Genomic DNA, 17,610 nt, shown 5'->3' with positions numbered 1-17,610 from the left:
GATATTAAACAATACCGTTGTCTATCTTATAACACTCTGGGGTGAGTTGTCAATGATTATTGTGTAATTCTTTCTTTGTTTTTCTTGCTGATAATCTCTGTGTCGTCCGGCAGATCAGCCCGCAGTTCTTCTTCGCTCAAATAGATTTTTTCAAGGTATAATCCTTCAGCGGGTGCGGTCTTCCCTGTTTTCTCCCGGTTGCGTGCCTGGATGACGTCCGGGATATCCTGCCCTTCTTTCCTACCCTGCCCGATGTCCATCAAGTGCTGCACCATAATTCTGACCATGTTGTAGAGGAAGCCTGACCCGATGACGTGGAAGTCATAGCCGTCTGCTGTCTTTTCTACATTGAATGAGTAGATCGTGCGCTCTTTGTTCTCAATCTCTGTCTTCGCCGAGCAGAATGATGTGAAGTCATGCGTCCCGAGGAAGTGCTGTGCCGCTTCCTGCATCCGTTCGAGATTCAGTTCGTCTGGTATATACGTCTCCCGGCCGTTCTTCATGACGTCTCTGTGTGCCCCTTGATACACTTTGTAGCGGTATGCCTTACCGATACAGTCGTAACGTGAGTGATAGCTCTCTGGTATCTCTCTGACAGCTGTGACGTAGATGTCATCCGGCAGTGCTGAGTTGAACGCATGCTGCCATTTAGCGGGCGTCAGCTTCAGCGGTGTGTCAAAGTGGACGTACTGGCATAATGCATGGACACCTTTATCGGTCCGGGACGATGGATGGATCCGGACGAATGTTTTGTGCATCCGCTTCAATATGCGCTCCAGTTCATACTGGACGGTGCGGCCTTCATTCTGGATCTGAAACCCTTGAAAGCCTGCACCATTATATGTGATTTGTAGTAGTATACGCATCATGTCACCTCTATGTTCTAAAATACAGTATTGCTAATATCATCGGAATCACTGTCACAAGCGACCATGTATCACGCTGCTGCCAGTCGAGCTTCCGATATTTCGTCCGGCCGATGTCTCCTCTATAGCCGCGCACTTCCATCGCGACAGCGAGGTCTTCTGCCCGCTTGAAGGCTGAGACGAAGAGCGGGATTAACAGAGGTACGATGGCTTTCAAGCGGCTGATGAATGGGCCTGATGTCATATCAGAGCCGCGGGACATCTGAGCCCGCATGACTTTTGTCAGTTCATCCATCAATGTCGGTATGAACCGAAGCGCGATAGACATCATCAGTGCAAACTCATGGACAGGCACTTTAATCCTCTTAAGCGGGTTAAGCAATGTTTCCAGCGCATCCGTCAATGAGATAGGACTTGTCGTTAATGTCATGATAGTCGTCAGAAATATAATGAGGATAAAACGCATGGTGATGAACAATCCCTGGATGATGCCGTTACTGTCAATATCAATGATGCCGTAGCTGAAGAGGTTGCTGCCGCCTTTCGTCAGGAAGACATGCATTACAAATGTAAAAATCAGCAGCAGCAGAATCGGCTTCAGTCCGTTGATCAGAAACGACAGCTTCAACTTCGACAAGTAGAGTATCACCAGTGTCATGACTAACAGTATGCCGTATGTCACTATATTGTTCGCCGCGAATATCGTGATCATCATAATGAAGACAAAGATGATCTTCATCCGCGGATCAAGTCGGTGGACATAAGAATCCATCGGTACATAACGTCCGAGTATCATCTGATCAAGCATGTGAGCCCCTCCAGTCCCGGTACATGCGGGTGAAATCATCAATGGTCAATGCCAGATGCGGGAACTGAATGTCATGCTTCCGTTCGACAGCGCGCTGCAGCTGGACGATTTTCGGCGGCATCAAGTCATAAGGTGACAAGTCACTACTGAATACTTCTGCCGGCGTCCCTTCCATGACGATCGTACCACGGTGCAGTACTTTGATTTCGTCCGCACGCGCCGCCTGATCCATCTGATGGGTGACGAGTATGATGGTGATACCCGTCTGCTGCTGGATGTCATCAAATAACTGCATGATATCTCTCTGCCCTGCTGAATCAAGTCCTGCTGTCGGTTCGTCCAATACAAGGATATCGGGATCCATAGCGAGCACTCCCGCAATAGCAACACGGCGCATCTGCCCTCCTGACAGTTCAAAAGGGGATTCGTCCATCAAGCTGGGATCCAGTTTCAGCAGTTCAATCAGTTCATACGCTCTCTTAGTTGCTGCTGCTTCAGCCATGCCGAAGTTCTTCGGACCGAATATAATATCTTTCAGCACTGTCTCTTCAAACAGCTGCTGCTCAGCAAATTGAAAGACCACACCGATTTTACGTCTGAGCGGTGCGAGATGCTTGTTCTTCGTCTGACTGTTCACTGTCAGCCCGTCGAATCGGACATGCCCTTCAGTCGGCTTCAACAGGCCGTTCAAGTGCTGGATTAATGTCGACTTGCCGGAACCGGTATGACCGATAATGGCATAGTACTTTCCTTCTTCAAAGGATGTATTGATCTGATGGAGCGCGCGCATTTCAAAGGGTGTCCCTTTTGAGTAAGCGTAGCCAGTCTGTTCAAATGTAATCATAAGCGTGCCAGCAGCTCCTCATCCAGTACAAATTCAGTAGTTCCGGTCAGTGCATGATACACCTTCATCGAGAACGGCAGATCAAGACCGACAGCCATCAACCGGTCCCCTTGTTCAAAGATAGCCTCAGGTGTTCCCTCCATGATCAGTCTGCCCTGCTCCAGCACAAAGATACGATCTGCATGAACAGTCTCTTCAAGATCATGAGTGATGGCAATGACCGTCAAGTGAAGCCGCTGCTGCAGTTCACGGATGACCTGCAATATATCACGGCGGCCTTCTGGATCAAGCATTGCTGTCGCTTCGTCGAGAATAATAACATCTGGTCTCAGTGCAATCACTCCTGCAATAGCCACACGCTGCTTCTGTCCACCTGATAAATGATGAGGTTCGTGTGATTTCATATGAGCGATTGATACTGCACTCAGTACATCATCAACTCGGCGGTGCATCTCGTCGTAATCAACACCGTGATTCTCCAGACCGAATGCGACATCATCTTCGACCGTGGCTCCGACAAACTGATTATCAGGATTCTGGAACACCATTCCGACGCGTTCATGAACTTCATACCAATTGTTCTCAACAACATCGACATCATCAATGTGGATGCTACCCGTCTGAACAGGAATAATTGCCCCTAACAACTTCACCAGCGTCGACTTACCAGAACCATTATGACCGACAATCGACACCCATTCACCACGTTCGACAGTAAACGATACATCTGTCAGCGCATTCGCTTCCCGTTCCTCATACCGATGTGACAATTCCGTCACTTCAATCAACGCCATACACTCAACCCCTCACCAGCTAATCCTTTATCATTACTGTTCATTCAATAGTTATAGTATAACAAAATCCACTTCATTGCTAACCGATTATTTCATTCTAGTAAACATTCGCTCAACTATCTGCCTGAATGATTACTACAATAAAAAAAGCCGTATATAAACAAAAAACCCGGACATCCGGATTTAATGAAAAAAGCGCGCACTCTGCCACGAGTTCACGCATTTCTGTGTTCAATTGTGGCAGAATACTCTGAGCTAGACAATATCTGTGTGTGGCAAACATTATCGTTGCACTCATTTGCTTATAAATGTGTGTAAGTAAGATAAGCGATCCCCATAACCGGAATTATACTAATTCAATGATGACCATTTCTGAACCGTCTCCGCGACGTGGTCCAACTTTCATGATACGAGTGTAACCACCTTGACGCTCGTTATAGCGTGGTGCCACCTCATTGAATAATTTTTGTACTGCAAATTGAGTTGTGTCATCTTCGTTAGTAATTTCAACACGACGTAATACTGTTGCCGCCTGACGACGTGCATGCAAGTCACCGCGTTTACCTAAAGTGATTAATTTTTCAACGATTTTACGTAATTCTTTTGCGCGTGCTTCAGTCGTTTCAATACGCTCGTTAACGATTAATGATGTCGCTAAATCGCGTAACATTGCTTTACGTTGATCTGAAGTACGGCCTAATTTTCTGTAGCCCATGAATCGTACCTCCTTTTATCAGTCTTCTTTTCTTAATCCAAGACCTAAATCTTCTAATTTAAATTTAACTTCTTCTAAAGACTTGCGACCTAAGTTACGAACTTTCATCATGTCCGCCTCAGATTTGTCTGCGAGCTCCTGTACAGAGTTAATGCCTGCACGTTTCAAGCAGTTATAAGAACGTACTGAAAGATCTAATTCTTCAATCGACATTTCAAGTACTTTTTCTTTATGATCTTCTTCTTTTTCAATCATGATTTCAGCGTTCTGTGCTTCGTCTGTTAAATCAACAAAGATATTCAAGTGTTCAGTCATAATTTTCGCACCAAGCGATACAGCTTCCTGCGGTGTTAATGAACCGTCTGTCCAGACATCCATTGTCAATTTATCAAAGTTTGTACTTTGTCCTACACGTGTATTTTCAACAGTGTAGTTCACACGCTCAACCGGTGTATAAATCGAATCCACTGGAATCACACCAATTGGTAAATCACTTGTGTTATTATCTTCTGCTAGAGTGTAGCCGCGTCCTGCATTGGCAATCAAACGCATTTTAAGATGTCCGCCTTTAGATACTGTTGCAATCTTCAAATCAGAGTTCAAGATTTCAACATCACTGTCATGCGTGATATCTTTTGCTGTAACGACACCTTCATCTTTGACATCAATTTCAAGCGTTTTATCTTCATCAGAGTAGATTTTAAGCGCCAGTTTTTTGATGTTCATGATGATTGTTGTTACATCTTCAACGACATTCTCAACTGTTGAGAATTCGTGAAGCACACCTTCGATTTCAATGTTTTTGACAGCCGCACCTGGTAAAGAAGATAGTAGGATACGACGTAAGGAGTTACCTAAAGTTGTTCCATAACCACGTTCCAGCGGTTCAACTACGAATTTACCGAATTTAGAATCTTCACTAACTTCAACTGTCTCAATTCTAGGCTTTTCGATTTCGATCATTAATATATCCTCCTTCAACAACGTCGAATAATTTTTTAGTTCGTCTACTATTGTAACTGTCTCCGAGTACTAAAAGAAATTATACGCGACGACGTTTTGGTGGACGACAACCGTTGTGTGGTACTGGTGTAACGTCTTTAATTGCAGTGATTTCAAGACCAGCTGATTGTAATGCACGGATAGCTGCTTCACGACCTGCACCAGGTCCTTTTACAGTAACTTCAACTGATTTTAAACCATGTTCCATAGCTGCTTTAGAAGCTGTTTCTGATGCCATTTGAGCTGCGAATGGAGTTGATTTACGTGAACCTCTGAAACCTAATGCACCAGCAGATGACCATGATAATGCATTACCAAATTCATCAGTAATAGTGACGATTGTGTTGTTGAATGTTGAACGGATGTGAGCTACACCATTTTCAATATTCTTTTTGACTCTACGTTTACGTGATACTTGTTTACGTGCCATGAAATTTTCACTCCTTTACTTATTATTTCTTCTTGTTAGCTACAGTCTTAACTGGGCCTTTACGTGTACGAGCATTGTTCTTTGTGTTTTGACCGCGAACGGGTAACCCACGACGATGACGAATACCTCTGTAAGAAGCGATCTCCATCAAACGTTTGATGTTTAAGTTTGTTTCACGACGAAGGTCACCTTCTACTTTGTAACCGTCAACCGTTTCACGAATTTTGTTTAATTCATCTTCTGTTAAATCGCGCACACGAGTGTCTTCAGAAACGCCTGCTTCTGCAAGAACTTTTTGTGCGGAAGTTTTACCGATACCATAAATGTAAGTCAACGCAATTACAACGCGTTTCTCACGAGGGATATCTACACCTGCGATACGTGCCATTTATAGTGCACCTCCATTTTTATCCTTGTTTTTGTTTGTGTTTTGGGTTCTCACAAATTACCATTACTTTACCGTTTCTGCGGATAACTTTACATTTTTCACAGATCGGTTTAACTGATGGTCTTACTTTCATGTTTATTACCTCCTATTTATGATGGAGTTCTTCTTATTTATAACGATACGTGATGCGTCCACGCGTTAAGTCATATGGACTCATTTCAACTGTTACTTTGTCGCCAGGCAGAATACGAATATAATTCATGCGGATTTTACCGCTAACATGCGCTAAGATCTCATGACCATTTTCTAATTCTACTTTAAACATTGCGTTTGGTAAAGTATCGAGTACTGTACCTTCTAATTCAATAACGTCTTGTTTAGCCATTATCAATTGCCCCCTTATGATAGTATTTAAGAAAAGTTGATTGCTTTCATCCTTAACCAGATAATTATACCTGAATTTAGATGATTTTCCTAAAGACTCGTTCTAACTTCAGGTGAGATAACGTCACTTAGTGCTGAATCACCTTACATATCATTATAATAATAGGATACTCCGTGATGCTTACCACCTAAGTGATTCACCCGGAGGCGAATGAGAGGTACATGAATTATAGGTTAGTCAATATACTTTCAACGTCTGCTGTTACGTCCTTGATGTCTCTAGAGCCATCAATATTTTTAAGCACACCTTCATTACGGTAGAAATCCAGTAATGGCTGCGTCTGCTTAATGTTGACGCTTAGACGGTTAGCAACAGTTTCAGGATTGTCATCCTCACGTTGATATAATTTCCCACCATCAAGGTCACAAATACCTTCAACTTTAGGTGGATTGAATACTAAATGATACGCTGTACCGCATACTTCACAGACACGTCGACCAGTCAGACGGTTCATCAGTTCTTCTTCTTGAACTTCAATGTTCACAACAGCTTCGATCTTGCGACCTGAGTCTGCCATAATACCGTTCAACGCCTCAGCCTGTTCGACAGTACGCGGGAAACCATCCAGTAAGAATCCTTTTTTTGCGTCTTCTTCTGCTAATCTCTCTTTAACAATACCTATGGTCACTTCATCTGGAACGAGTTCGCCTTTATCCATAAATGACTTTGCTTCTCGACCGAGTGCAGTGTCATTTTTGATAGCAGCGCGGAACATGTCCCCCGTTGAGATGTGCGGGATAGGGTATTTCTTAATAATTTCACTCGCTTGAGTTCCTTTACCTGCTCCAGGTAAACCCATTAAAATGATATTCATCAATGCCCTCCTCCTAGCGTCTTCTGAATCCTCTATATTCACGTTGTCCAAGCTGTGCTTTCAATGCGGAGATTGTTTCCAGTGCGACCCCGATCACAATCAGTAAACTTGTACCACCAATTTGTAATGATTGAGGTAAGTTCATCAAGCTTGTTGCGATAATCGGCAGAATCGAAATTCCTGCAAGAAACAATGAACCGACAAATGTCAGACGGTATAAGACTTTTGTGATATAGTTCTGTGTTTGCTTACCAGGACGAATACCTGGTACGTAACTTCCTTGTTTTCTTAAATTCTCAGCCATCTGTTCAGGATTGACCTGCACAAATGCATAGAAATAAGCAAAGGCAATAATCAGAGCAACATAGAAAATCATGCCGACCGGATGTGTTGGATCCGCATAATTTGCGAAGCTCTGTGCCCATTCAGCATCTGGAAAGAACAATGTAAATGTTCTTGGCAGCATGAAGAATGCCATGGCGAAGATTACTGGAATAACTCCGGCAGCATTCACTTTCAATGGAAGGAATGTTGCTTGAGGTGCCAGACGGTTACCCGTTTGACGTTTTGCATATTGAATAGGTATTTTACGAACTGCCTGCAGCACGAATACTGCACCGGCAGTAATCAATACCATACCGATTAATAGACCTAATGCTTTAAGGACAGCCATTGTCGTATCGTCTGAACCTACGAAACTCTGCTGATAGAACTGCTGCAGCGCATTTGGAATAGAAGATAGAATCCCCGCGAAGATAATGATAGAAATACCATTACCGACACCAAACTGCGTAATCTGCTCGCCTAACCACATTAAGAATGCAGTACCAGCTGTCAGAACTAATGAAATCAACAGGAAGTTCCAAATAGATGTATTGGATATCAACTGACCACCCAGCATATTGTTAAAGCTGTAACTCATACCAAGCCCTTGAATGAAGGCCAGGATAATTGTGAAATAACGTGTGAACTGATTTAATTTCTTACGTCCAACTTCACCTTGTTTTGACCACTCGGTGAATTTTGGGACTACATCCATCTGGAGTAGCTGTACGACGATAGACGCGGTGATGTAAGGCATAATCCCCATCGCAAGGATGGAGAAGTTTTGCAGCGCCCCACCGCCAAACGTGTTGAATAAATCAGCCACGCCCGTTTGACCTTGCGATTCAAACGCCTCCGGGTTGACCCCGGGTACTGGAATGTAAGTTCCGATTTTGAAAATTAGCAGCATTGCGAGTGTAAACAATATTTTGCTACGAATTTCTTTAACTTTCAAGAAACTGATCAGTGTATCAAACATTAGATCACCTCGTGAGTTCCGCCCTTACCTTCGATTGCTTCAATCGCTGAAGCTGAGAATTTATGAGCTTTTACTGTAAGCTTTTTAGATAGTTCTCCGTTACCAAGAATTTTGATTCCTGATTTTTCGTTACTGACAACACCAGTTTCTAATAATAAAGCAGGTGTTACTTCAGTACCTTCTTCGAAACGCTCTAATTGGCTTAAGTTAACGATAGCATATTCTTTGCGGTTGATGTTAGTGAATCCACGTTTTGGCAGACGACGGAATAATGGTAATTGACCACCTTCGAAGCCTAAACGTACGCCACCACCTGAACGAGCTTTTTGACCTTTGTGTCCACGGCCACTTGTTTTACCGTTACCTGAAGCCATACCACGGCCTACACGGTTACGTTCTTTACGAGCACCTTCTACAGGTTTCATCTCATGTAATTTCATTACGGCACCTCCTTATTGATTTATACTTCTTTAACTGTCACTAAGTGACTTACTTTATTGATTTGCCCACGAATCGCAGGGTTGTCGTTAACTTCAACTGTTTGATGCATTTTTTTAAGACCTAAAGCAGCAACAGTTTTACGTTGTGTTTCAGGACGACCGATGATACTACGAGTGAGGGTGATTTGTAATTTAGCCATTTGTATGCCCTCCTTAATTTAATAGTTCTTCGACTGTTTTGCCACGTAATTTAGCAACGTCTTCTGCGACTTTAAGTTCTTTAAGACCTTCAACTGTTGCACGAACCATGTTGATTGGTGTGTTTGAGCCTAATGATTTAGATAAGATATCAGTGATACCTGCTAATTCTAGTACGGCACGCACTGGACCACCAGCGATAACCCCAGTACCAGGTGCAGCTGGTTTGATTAACACACTACCAGCTCCGAAACGACCAGTTACAAGGTGAGGTGTAGTACCATTCACACGAGGAACAGTGATCAAGTTTTTCTTCGCATCTTCGATTGCTTTTTTGATTGCTTCTGGTACTTCTTGAGCTTTACCAGTACCGAAACCTACGCGACCGTTTTTATCTCCTACAACAACGAGTGCAGTGAAACGCATACGACGTCCACCCTTAACTACTTTAGAGACACGGTTGATTGTAACAACGCGTTCTTCAAATTCTTTTACTTCTCTTTCACGACGCATTAAGAGTCCCTCCTTTTATTAAAATTGAAGTCCATTTTCACGAGCTGCTTCAGCTAGAGCTTTAACACGACCATGGAATAAGTATCCTCCGCGGTCAAAGACAACTGCAGTAACACCTTTGTCTACTGCTGCTTTTGCTACTGCTGCGCCAACTTGTGCTGCTGCTTCTACATTTGAACCAGTTTCAAGACCTAAAGTTTGTGTAGATGCTTGGGCAATTGTCACGCCTTGTGCATCGTCAATTACTTGTGCATAAATATGTTTGTTAGAACGATAAACGTTTAAACGTGGACGCTCAGTAGTACCAGCTAATTTGCTGCGTACACGGGCATGTCTTTTTAAACGGACTTTGTTCTTATCGATTTTAGCGATCATGTAAATACTCCTTTCTCAAGTTAATTACTTACCTGTTTTACCTTCTTTACGACGAACGTATTCGCCTTCGTAACGAACACCTTTACCTTTGTAAGGTTCTGGCGGACGAGTAGCACGGATGTTTGATGCAACCGCACCAACGCGCTCTTTTGAAATACCTTCAACTTTAACGCTTGTGTTTTTCTCAACAGACAATGTAATACCGTCTTCAGCAACGATTTCAACTGGATGAGAGTAACCTACGTTAAGGATTAAGTTTTTACCTTGCATTTGCGCACGGTAACCTACACCGATCAGTTCAAGTTTCTTTTCGAAACCTTTAGAAACACCTTCAACCATGTTTGCAATTAATGCACGAGTTGTACCATGGATTGTTTTGTGTGCTTTAGAATCAGATGGACGAACCACTTCTAAAGTGTTGTCTTCTAATTTGTATGATAATTCTTCGTTAAATGTGTTTGTTAATTCACCTTTAGGACCCTTAACTGTAACAGTGCTGCCGTCGATCTTAACTTCAACACCAGCTGGGATGTCAATCAATTTCTTACCAACACGACTCATGAGTCGGCACCTCCTTCTTTATTAATTCTTACCAGATGTAAGCTAATACTTCTCCACCGATGTTACGTTGACGCGCTTCTTTATCAGTTAATACACCTTCAGAAGTAGAAACTAATGCGATACCAAGACCATTTAAGACTCTTGGAAGTTCATCAGCTTTTGCGTAAACACGTAAACCAGGTTTAGAGATACGTTTTAAACCAGTGATAACACGTTCGTTGTTCGCACCGTATTTCAAGAACATACGGATAACACCTTGCTTATCGTCTTCGATATATTCTACGCTTTTAACGAATCCTTCACGTTTAAGGATTTCAGCGATTTCTTTTTTGATGTTTGATGCAGGTACTTCTAATTTCTCGTGGCGAACCATGTTTGCGTTACGCACGCGAGTAAGCATATCTGCGATTGGATCTGACATTGTCATTTAAATATCCTCCTTTCAACTCTTTGATTTTACCAGCTTGCTTTTTTAACGCCAGGAATCTGACCTTTATAAGCTAATTCACGGAAACAAATACGGCAAAGTTTAAATTTACGGATGACTGAGTGTGGACGTCCGCAACGTTCACAACGAGTATAACCTTGAACTTTGAACTTTGGATCACGTTGTTGTTTAACGATCATTGATTTTTTAGCCATTTAACATTGTCCTCCTCTTTTTTAGAGATTACTTTTGAAATGGCATACCGAATTGTGTTAACAATTCACGAGCTTCCTCGTCAGTGTTAGCAGTTGTAACGATAACGATATCCATTCCTCGTACTTTACTTACTTTATCATAATCGATTTCAGGGAAAATCAATTGTTCTTTAACACCTAATGTGTAGTTACCACGACCGTCAAATGCTTTGTTTGAAATACCACGGAAGTCACGTACACGAGGTAATGAAACATTTACTAATTTATCAAAGAATTCATACATTCTTTCGCCGCGTAAAGTAACTTTTGCACCAATTGGCATACCTTCACGTAGACGGAATGTCGCGATTGATTTTTTAGCTTTAGTAACAATTGGTTTTTGACCAGTGATTGCTTGAAGTTCTTCAACAGCTGCATCAAGAACTTTAGAGTTCTGAACTGCATCACCGATACCCATGTTTACAACGATTTTTTCGATTCTTGGTACTTCCATCACTGATGAGTAGTTGAACTTAGTCATCAACGCAGGAGTAATTTCTGTATTATATTTTTCTTTCAAACGAGTCAAAGTGAGAACCTCCTTCCAAATAATTATTAAATGATTTCTCCAGACTTTTTAGCCACACGTACTTTTTTACCGTCTTCTACTTTGTAGCCGACGCGTGTTGGTTTGTTTGTTTTAGGATCTAGTAACATAACATTTGATACGTGAATCGCAGCTTCTCTTTCAAGGATGCCGCCTTCAGGATTCATTTGTGATGGTTTTTGGTGTTTTTTGATGATATTGACACCTTCAACAACCACGCGATCTTTTTTAGGAAGTGCTTCAATTACAGTTCCTGTTTTACCTTTATCTTTACCTGTGATAACGATAACTTTGTCGCCTTTTTTTACATGCATGTCGTAGACACCTCCTCAATTTTTATGATTATTATAATACTTCAGGTGCTAATGAAACGATTTTCATGAAGTTGCCATCGCGAAGTTCACGAGCAACTGGTCCGAAGATACGAGTTCCACGAGGACCTTTATCGTCACGGATGATAACACATGCGTTTTCATCGAATTTGATGTAAGAACCGTCGTTACGGCGAACACCTGATTTCGTACGAACGATGACAGCTTTTACAACGTCACCTTTTTTAACAACGCCACCTGGTGTAGCATTTTTAACTGTACATACAATAACGTCACCAATGTTAGCTGTTTTACGGCCAGATCCGCCTAATACTTTAATAGTTAATACTTCACGAGCACCAGAGTTATCTGCTACTTTTAAGCGTGATTCCTGTTGGATCATACTGAGTTACCTCCTTTATCTTGATAATTAAATGATTACTGATTCTTCTACTACTTCAACTAAACGGAAGCGTTTTGTAGCTGATAAAGGACGTGTTTCCATAATTCTTACGATATCGCCCAATTTAGCTGTGTTGTTTTCGTCATGTGCTTTGTACTTTTTAGAATACTTTACACGTTTGCCGTATAATGAATGTGTTTTGTAAGTTTCAACTAAAACTGTAATTGTTTTATCCATTTTGTCAGATACAACTTTACCAGTGTAAACTTTACGGTCGTTTCTTTCGCTCACTAGAGTGTCCTCCTCTTTTCAATTATTTTTGTTCAGTTTTTTGTTGCTCAATTTCTCTTGCACGTACAACAGTTTTCATTCGTGCGATAGACTTCTTAACTTCACGAATACGTGCTGTATTTTCAAGTTGACCTGTAGCTAACTGAAAGCGTAGGTTGAAAAGTTCCTCTTTAAGCGCTGTTACTTTTGATTCAATTTCAGAAGTGGTTAAATCTCTAATTTCCTTAGCTTTCATTTGTGTCACCACCCAATTCTTCACGTTTTACAAACTTCGTTTTCACTGGAAGTTTATGAGATGCTAAACGTAATGCTTCACGAGCTGTTTCTTCAGGAACTCCCGCAATTTCAAACATAATACGTCCAGGTTTTACTACTGCTACCCAGCCTTCTACTGCACCTTTACCAGAACCCATACGTACTTCTAAAGGTTTTTTAGTGTATGGCGTATGTGGGAAGATTTTGATCCATACTTTCCCGCCACGTTTCATGTAACGTGTCATCGCAATACGAGCTGACTCGATTTGACGAGAAGTAATCCAAGCTGTAGTTGTTGCTTGTAAACCATATTCACCAAATGTTACTTCGTTTCCGCCTTTTGAACGACCAGTTGTTTTAGGTCTGTGTTGACGACGGTATTTTACACGTTTAGGTAATAACATTATTATTTTCCTCCTTCACTAGACTTCTTAGTAGGAAGAACTTCTCCACGATAGATCCATACTTTCACACCTAATTTACCATAAGTTGTGTCTGCTTCAGCATGTGCATAGTCGATGTCAGCACGTAATGTATGAAGTGGAACAGTTCCTTCTGAATATTGCTCAGCACGCGCGATATCCGCACCGCCTAAACGACCTGAAACTTGAGTTTTGATACCTTTCGCACCCAATTTCATAGCACGTTGAATCGCTTGTTTTTGTGCACGACGGAATGAAGCACGGTTTTCTAATTGACGTGCGATGTTTTCCGCTACTAGTGTTGCGTCCATATCTACTTTTTTGATTTCAATAACGTTGATGTGTACACGTTTACCAGTTAATGCGTTTAAGTTGTTACGTAATTTTTCGATTTCAGAACCGCCTTTACCGATTACCATACCAGGTTTACCTGTGTGGACAGCGATATTAACACGGTTAGCTGCACGTTCGATTTCTACACGAGAAACAGAAGCGTCTTTTAAGTTTTCTGCGATATATTTACGGATTTTTAAATCTTCATGTAATAAAGTAGCGAAATCTTTTTCTGCATACCATTTCGCATCCCAGTCACGGATGATACCGACACGAAGACCGATAGGATTAATTTTTTGACCCACTGTATTCCCTCCTTAATGAAATGTTAGTTAGTTGCTTCTTCAGTTTGGACTGCTTGAGTTGTTTGAGCTTCTTTGTCAGCTACTACGATAGTGATGTGACTTGTACGTTTGTTGATCGCGCTCGCACGGCCTTGTGCGCGTGGACGGAAACGTTTTAATGTCGGACCTTCGTTAGCATAAGCTTCTTTAACAACTAAAGTGTCAACGTTCATGTCATAGTTATGCTCAGCGTTAGCTAAAGCTGACATTAATAATTTTTCTACTACAGGTGAAGATGCTTTGTTCGTTAATTTTAAGATGGCAATTGCTTCGCCAACTTCTTTACCTCGGATAAGATCAAGTACTAATCTCACTTTACGAGGTGCGATACGGATTGTTCTTGCAACCGCTTTTGCTTCCATTGTTTCTCCTCCTTAAATATGAAATTAGCGTCTTGTTTTCTTGTCGTCTGCACCGTGACCTTTGTAAGTACGTGTAGGTGCGAATTCGCCTAATTTGTGGCCGACCATATCTTCTGTTACGTATACAGGTACGTGTTTACGTCCATCATATACTGCGATAGTGTGTCCGATAAAGTTAGGGAATACTGTAGAGCGACGTGACCAAGTTTTAATTACTGATTTTTTACCACTTTCTTCCATTGCCTCAACTTTTTTCATTAAGTGATCATCAACGAAAGGTCCTTTTTTAAGACTACGAGCCATTATGGCGCCTCCCTCTTTCATGCAGGTTGCTGCGGCTTATGCCGCAGTCTGCACGTTAGTATAATTATTTCTTACGTCCACGAACGATAAGTTTGTTAGAACGGTTTTTCTTTTTACGAGTTTTCTTACCAAGCGTTGGTTTACCCCATGGAGACATTGGTGATTTACGACCGATTGAAGTACGTCCTTCACCACCACCGTGTGGGTGATCGTTAGGGTTCATTACAGAACCACGAACAGTTGGGCGTTTGCCTAACCATCTTGAACGACCGGCTTTACCGATGTTGATTAATTCGTGTTGTTCATTACCTACTTGACCGATAGTTGCACGGCAAGTAGCAAGGATCATACGAACTTCGCCTGATTTCAAACGAACTAATACGTATTTACCTTCTTTACCAAGTACTTGAGCAGATGTACCAGCTGAACGTACTAGCTGACCACCTTTACCTGGTTTTAATTCGATGTTGTGGATTACTGTACCAACTGGGATATTTTGAAGTGGTAATGCGTTACCTACTTTAATATCTGCTTCTGGTCCGTTGTTGATTTCTTGTCCTACTACTAATCCTTTAGGAGCAATGATGTAGCGCTTCTCACCATCTAAGTAGTGGATCAATGCGATGTTTGCTGAACGGTTTGGATCGTATTCTACAGTAGCGACTTTACCTGGAACACCGTCTTTGTTACGTTTGAAATCAATTACACGGTATTGACGTTTGTGACCGCCACCTCTGTGACGAACTGTCAGTTTACCTTGGTTGTTACGACCCGCTTTTCTCGGAAGGGGCTCAAGTAATGACTTTTCAGGTGACGTTGACGTAATTTCAGCGAAATCTGAACTTGTCATATTACGACGACCGTTTGTAATTGGCTTATAATGTTTAATTGCCATTGTCGTTTTTCCTCCTTAATGGAAAATGTATTTTAGTTGAAGAAATCGATTGATGATCCTTCTTTTAATGTTACGATTGCTTTTCTTCTTTTGTTTGTGTAACCGTTATGACGGCCGACACGTTTCTTTTTCGCTTTGTAGTTCATGATGTTCACTTTGTCTACTTTCACGTCGAAGATTTCTTCAACCGCGATTTTAACTTGAGTTTTGTTAGCACGAGTATCTACATCAAATGTGTATTTATCCTCTGCCATAGCCTCAGATGAACGTTCAGTGATTACGGGGCGCTTAATGACGTCACGAGCTTCCATTAACCAAGCACCTCCTCTACTTTTTGAACTGCTGCTTGAGTCATCACAACTTGGTTAGCATGAACGATATCTAGAACGTTTAAACCAGTAGCTGTTACAACTGTTACACCAGGGATGTTACGAGCTGATAAGAACACGTTAATGTCTTCAGCATCAATAACGAAAAGTACTTTTTTAGGTAATTCAAGTGTTGTTGTCATTGATTTGAATTCTTTTGTTTTTGGTGCATTGAATGTTAATGCATCAAGTACTGTGAATTCATTGTCTCTTACTTTAGCTGATAATGCTGAACGAAGAGCTAAACGACGCATCTTCTTAGGCATTTTGTAAGAGTAGCTTCTTGGTGTCGGTCCGAATACGATACCACCACCACGCCATTGTGGCGCACGGATTGTACCTTGACGCGCACGGCCTGTTCCTTTTTGTTTCCAAGGTTTACGTCCACCGCCGCGTACAGCAGAACGGTTTTTAACTGCGTGAGTTCCTTGACGTAATGAAGCACGTTGAAGATTGATTGCTTCGAATAATACATGTTGATTAGGTTCGATACCGAATACGTTGTCGTTCAATTCGATTGAACCCGCTTTAGATCCATCTACTTTTAATACATCATAATTAGCCATTATGTTTGTTTCCTCCTTTCGCAATTACTGAATTATTTATTGCCTTTTTTAATTGAAGTTTGAATTTTTACTAAACCTTTTTTAGGTCCAGGAACGTTACCTTTAACAAGGATGACGTTGTTTTCTGCATCAACTTTAACGATTTCTAAGTTTTGCATTGTAACAGTATTACCGCCCATACGGCCTGGTAATGCTTTACCTTTAAATACTTTAGAAGCGTCAGATGCCATACCCATTGAACCTGGGCGTCTGTGGTAACGAGAACCGTGACTCATTGGTCCACGTGACTGTCCGTGGCGTTTGATTGCCCCTTGGAACCCTTTACCTTTTGAAGTTCCTGTCACGTCAACGATGTCACCAGCTTGGAATGTATCCACAGTGACTTCTTGACCTACTTCGTATCCAGAAGCATCTACGTTTCTGAATTCACGAATGAAGCGCTTAGGCGCTGTGCCTGCTTTTTTAGCATGGCCTTCAGCTGGCTTAGTTGCATATTTGTTAGACTTACGGTCTTTTTTATATGCTTGTTTGTCTTCAAAACCGATTTGAACTGATGAGTAACCATCAACTTCTTCAGTTTTCTTTTGTAATACAACGTTTTGTGCTGCTTCTACTACAGTTACTGGAATTAACTCACCGTTTTCAGCGAATACTTGAGTCATTCCCACTTTTCTTCCTAAGATTCCTTTGGTCATCGAAAGTCGCACCTCCTACTTTAATTTATAATTTGATTTCGATGTCTACGCCTGATGGTAAGTTTAAGCCCATAAGAGCATCAACTGTTTTCGGTGTAGGGTTAACAATGTCGATTAAACGTTTGTGTGTGCGCTGCTCAAATTGCTCACGAGAGTCTTTGTATTTGTGCACGGCACGGATGATTGTATAAACTGTTCTTTCAGTTGGTAACGGAATCGGACCAGATACTTCAGCACCTGAACGTTTAGCCGTTTCTACAATCTTCTCAGCTGATTGATCGATCACACGGTGATCATAAGCTTTCAAACGAATACGAATTTTTTGTTTTGCCATTATT

33 protein-coding genes are annotated in these 17,610 nt (G+C 41.7%); all 33 read right to left on the bottom strand.

The features are described 5' to 3' along the window. Positions 1–56: 56 nt before the first annotated feature. Positions 57–866, bottom strand: coding sequence for a tRNA pseudouridine(38-40) synthase TruA (truA, locus tag AC3IPL_RS01180; protein ID WP_489242222.1), 810 nt, complete (start codon positions 864–866; stop codon positions 57–59). A gap of 10 nt (positions 867–876) precedes the next feature. Further along, the gene (locus AC3IPL_RS01175) at positions 877–1,674 is read right to left on the bottom strand and encodes an energy-coupling factor transporter transmembrane component T family protein (protein ID WP_489241246.1); all 798 of its coding nucleotides are present in this window, start codon (positions 1,672–1,674) and stop codon (positions 877–879) included. Beyond that, positions 1,667–2,518, bottom strand: a complete 852-nt coding sequence (locus tag AC3IPL_RS01170; protein WP_489241245.1) for an energy-coupling factor transporter ATPase — start codon at positions 2,516–2,518, stop codon at positions 1,667–1,669. The genes AC3IPL_RS01175 and AC3IPL_RS01170 overlap by 8 nt, the downstream gene beginning before the upstream one ends. Further along, complete coding sequence (locus tag AC3IPL_RS01165) at positions 2,515–3,312, bottom strand: energy-coupling factor transporter ATPase (RefSeq protein WP_489241244.1); 798 nt, start codon at positions 3,310–3,312, stop codon at positions 2,515–2,517. Before AC3IPL_RS01165 ends, AC3IPL_RS01170 begins: the two co-directional genes overlap by 4 nt. Positions 3,313–3,658: 346 nt before the next feature. Then, a complete protein-coding gene (gene rplQ / locus AC3IPL_RS01160) occupies positions 3,659–4,027 on the bottom strand; it encodes a 50S ribosomal protein L17 (RefSeq protein WP_489241243.1) in 369 nt (122 codons plus the stop codon). An 18-nt stretch (positions 4,028–4,045) separates the two neighbouring features. Further along, on the bottom strand, positions 4,046–4,990 hold the full coding sequence (locus AC3IPL_RS01155; RefSeq protein ID WP_489241242.1) for a DNA-directed RNA polymerase subunit alpha: 945 nt from the start codon (positions 4,988–4,990) through the stop codon (positions 4,046–4,048). Between the two features lie 79 nt (positions 4,991–5,069). Further along, a complete protein-coding gene (gene rpsK / locus AC3IPL_RS01150; RefSeq protein ID WP_133443079.1) occupies positions 5,070–5,459 on the bottom strand; it encodes a 30S ribosomal protein S11 in 390 nt (129 codons plus the stop codon). 22 nt (positions 5,460–5,481) lie between these two features. Further along, positions 5,482–5,847: a 30S ribosomal protein S13 gene (gene rpsM / locus AC3IPL_RS01145; protein WP_489241241.1), complete on the bottom strand. Its 366-nt coding sequence runs from the start codon at positions 5,845–5,847 to the stop codon at positions 5,482–5,484. Between the two features lie 19 nt (positions 5,848–5,866). Further along, positions 5,867–5,980: a 50S ribosomal protein L36 gene (gene rpmJ / locus AC3IPL_RS01140; protein WP_017473641.1), complete on the bottom strand. Its 114-nt coding sequence runs from the start codon at positions 5,978–5,980 to the stop codon at positions 5,867–5,869. A gap of 33 nt (positions 5,981–6,013) precedes the next feature. Next, on the bottom strand, positions 6,014–6,232 hold the full coding sequence (gene infA / locus AC3IPL_RS01135; RefSeq protein WP_001118443.1) for a translation initiation factor IF-1: 219 nt from the start codon (positions 6,230–6,232) through the stop codon (positions 6,014–6,016). Positions 6,233–6,458: 226 nt separating this feature from the next. After that, positions 6,459–7,106, bottom strand: a complete 648-nt coding sequence (locus AC3IPL_RS01130; RefSeq protein WP_489241240.1) for an adenylate kinase — start codon at positions 7,104–7,106, stop codon at positions 6,459–6,461. Positions 7,107–7,119: 13 nt separating this feature from the next. Then, positions 7,120–8,409, bottom strand: coding sequence for a preprotein translocase subunit SecY (gene secY, locus AC3IPL_RS01125; protein WP_489241239.1), 1,290 nt, complete (start codon positions 8,407–8,409; stop codon positions 7,120–7,122). Beyond that, positions 8,409–8,849, bottom strand: coding sequence for a 50S ribosomal protein L15 (gene rplO / locus AC3IPL_RS01120; RefSeq protein ID WP_489241238.1), 441 nt, complete (start codon positions 8,847–8,849; stop codon positions 8,409–8,411). The genes secY and rplO overlap by 1 nt, the downstream gene beginning before the upstream one ends. A 20-nt stretch (positions 8,850–8,869) precedes the next feature. Continuing rightward, on the bottom strand, positions 8,870–9,049 hold the full coding sequence (gene rpmD, locus AC3IPL_RS01115) for a 50S ribosomal protein L30 (protein WP_489241237.1): 180 nt from the start codon (positions 9,047–9,049) through the stop codon (positions 8,870–8,872). A 13-nt stretch (positions 9,050–9,062) separates the two neighbouring features. After that, positions 9,063–9,560, bottom strand: a complete 498-nt coding sequence (gene rpsE / locus AC3IPL_RS01110) for a 30S ribosomal protein S5 (RefSeq protein WP_149459086.1) — start codon at positions 9,558–9,560, stop codon at positions 9,063–9,065. An 18-nt stretch (positions 9,561–9,578) separates the two neighbouring features. Continuing rightward, the gene (rplR, locus tag AC3IPL_RS01105) at positions 9,579–9,935 is read right to left on the bottom strand and encodes a 50S ribosomal protein L18 (protein ID WP_489241236.1); all 357 of its coding nucleotides are present in this window, start codon (positions 9,933–9,935) and stop codon (positions 9,579–9,581) included. 24 nt (positions 9,936–9,959) lie between these two features. After that, positions 9,960–10,496 carry a 50S ribosomal protein L6 gene (gene rplF / locus AC3IPL_RS01100; RefSeq protein ID WP_489241235.1) on the bottom strand — a complete coding sequence of 179 codons (537 nt, stop codon included), beginning with the start codon at positions 10,494–10,496 and terminating at the stop codon, positions 9,960–9,962. A gap of 28 nt (positions 10,497–10,524) precedes the next feature. Continuing rightward, the gene (gene rpsH / locus AC3IPL_RS01095) at positions 10,525–10,923 is read right to left on the bottom strand and encodes a 30S ribosomal protein S8 (protein ID WP_489241234.1); all 399 of its coding nucleotides are present in this window, start codon (positions 10,921–10,923) and stop codon (positions 10,525–10,527) included. 29 nt (positions 10,924–10,952) lie between these two features. Further along, positions 10,953–11,138 (bottom strand): 30S ribosomal protein S14, encoded by a 186-nt coding sequence (gene rpsN / locus AC3IPL_RS01090; RefSeq protein WP_133443069.1) that lies wholly within the window; start codon positions 11,136–11,138, stop codon positions 10,953–10,955. Between the two features lie 28 nt (positions 11,139–11,166). Next, positions 11,167–11,706 (bottom strand): 50S ribosomal protein L5, encoded by a 540-nt coding sequence (rplE, locus tag AC3IPL_RS01085; RefSeq protein WP_489241233.1) that lies wholly within the window; start codon positions 11,704–11,706, stop codon positions 11,167–11,169. Positions 11,707–11,732: 26 nt separating this feature from the next. Further along, positions 11,733–12,038 (bottom strand): 50S ribosomal protein L24, encoded by a 306-nt coding sequence (rplX, locus tag AC3IPL_RS01080; RefSeq protein WP_489241232.1) that lies wholly within the window; start codon positions 12,036–12,038, stop codon positions 11,733–11,735. A gap of 31 nt (positions 12,039–12,069) precedes the next feature. After that, positions 12,070–12,438, bottom strand: a complete 369-nt coding sequence (gene rplN / locus AC3IPL_RS01075) for a 50S ribosomal protein L14 (protein ID WP_133429850.1) — start codon at positions 12,436–12,438, stop codon at positions 12,070–12,072. 27 nt (positions 12,439–12,465) lie between these two features. Beyond that, positions 12,466–12,729 carry a 30S ribosomal protein S17 gene (gene rpsQ, locus AC3IPL_RS01070; RefSeq protein WP_489241231.1) on the bottom strand — a complete coding sequence of 88 codons (264 nt, stop codon included), beginning with the start codon at positions 12,727–12,729 and terminating at the stop codon, positions 12,466–12,468. A 22-nt stretch (positions 12,730–12,751) separates the two neighbouring features. After that, positions 12,752–12,964, bottom strand: coding sequence for a 50S ribosomal protein L29 (rpmC, locus tag AC3IPL_RS01065; RefSeq protein ID WP_133443065.1), 213 nt, complete (start codon positions 12,962–12,964; stop codon positions 12,752–12,754). Continuing rightward, complete coding sequence (gene rplP / locus AC3IPL_RS01060) at positions 12,954–13,388, bottom strand: 50S ribosomal protein L16 (protein WP_133431430.1); 435 nt, start codon at positions 13,386–13,388, stop codon at positions 12,954–12,956. Before rplP ends, rpmC begins: the two co-directional genes overlap by 11 nt. Before the next feature lie 2 nt (positions 13,389–13,390). Continuing rightward, positions 13,391–14,044 (bottom strand): 30S ribosomal protein S3, encoded by a 654-nt coding sequence (gene rpsC / locus AC3IPL_RS01055; protein WP_489241230.1) that lies wholly within the window; start codon positions 14,042–14,044, stop codon positions 13,391–13,393. Positions 14,045–14,067: 23 nt separating this feature from the next. Then, complete coding sequence (gene rplV / locus AC3IPL_RS01050) at positions 14,068–14,445, bottom strand: 50S ribosomal protein L22 (protein ID WP_489241229.1); 378 nt, start codon at positions 14,443–14,445, stop codon at positions 14,068–14,070. A 24-nt stretch (positions 14,446–14,469) separates the two neighbouring features. After that, positions 14,470–14,748, bottom strand: coding sequence for a 30S ribosomal protein S19 (gene rpsS / locus AC3IPL_RS01045; RefSeq protein ID WP_133443062.1), 279 nt, complete (start codon positions 14,746–14,748; stop codon positions 14,470–14,472). A 64-nt stretch (positions 14,749–14,812) separates the two neighbouring features. Then, positions 14,813–15,643: a 50S ribosomal protein L2 gene (gene rplB / locus AC3IPL_RS01040; RefSeq protein WP_489241228.1), complete on the bottom strand. Its 831-nt coding sequence runs from the start codon at positions 15,641–15,643 to the stop codon at positions 14,813–14,815. Positions 15,644–15,675: 32 nt separating this feature from the next. Beyond that, the gene (rplW, locus tag AC3IPL_RS01035) at positions 15,676–15,954 is read right to left on the bottom strand and encodes a 50S ribosomal protein L23 (protein WP_133443060.1); all 279 of its coding nucleotides are present in this window, start codon (positions 15,952–15,954) and stop codon (positions 15,676–15,678) included. Then, positions 15,954–16,577: a 50S ribosomal protein L4 gene (gene rplD / locus AC3IPL_RS01030; RefSeq protein WP_489241227.1), complete on the bottom strand. Its 624-nt coding sequence runs from the start codon at positions 16,575–16,577 to the stop codon at positions 15,954–15,956. Before rplD ends, rplW begins: the two co-directional genes overlap by 1 nt. 32 nt (positions 16,578–16,609) lie before the next feature. Further along, complete coding sequence (rplC, locus tag AC3IPL_RS01025) at positions 16,610–17,272, bottom strand: 50S ribosomal protein L3 (RefSeq protein WP_489241226.1); 663 nt, start codon at positions 17,270–17,272, stop codon at positions 16,610–16,612. 25 nt (positions 17,273–17,297) lie between these two features. Next, a complete protein-coding gene (rpsJ, locus tag AC3IPL_RS01020) occupies positions 17,298–17,606 on the bottom strand; it encodes a 30S ribosomal protein S10 (protein WP_133443057.1) in 309 nt (102 codons plus the stop codon). Positions 17,607–17,610: the final 4 nt, after the last annotated feature.

The sequence above is a fragment of the Macrococcus sp. GL_134 genome (assembly GCF_057834705.1).
This window is presented reverse-complemented; position numbering and strand designations above follow the sequence as displayed.